General features: G+C 43.2%; 1 protein-coding gene. It reads right to left on the minus strand.

Translation table 11 applies throughout. The features are described 5' to 3' along the window. Positions 1 to 222 (minus strand): ATP-binding protein (locus Q4550_RS24380; RefSeq protein WP_303536845.1); only part of this gene is annotated, 222 nt, incomplete at both ends.

A 222-nucleotide genomic window follows, 5' to 3' on the forward strand; every position in this document is an offset into this window, starting at 1 on the left:
ATCTTGAGACAGCTCACTCAGGAGCCATTCATCCAATATCAATAAATCAATCGATCTGTACTTTTTAATCAGTTTGCGAAAACTTCCATCTGCCTCATGTTTGGCAACTGCGAGTTCATCCAATAATTCGGGCAATCGGATATATTTCACCTTGTAGAACTGCCGGCAGGCCTGAATGCCGAAAGCATTTGATATCCATGTCTTTCCATTGCCTGAAGCGCC

The organism is Anaerobacillus sp. 1_MG-2023 (assembly GCF_030547345.1).
Classification (GTDB): domain Bacteria; phylum Bacillota; class Bacilli; order Bacillales; family Guptibacillaceae; genus Guptibacillus; species Guptibacillus hwajinpoensis_B.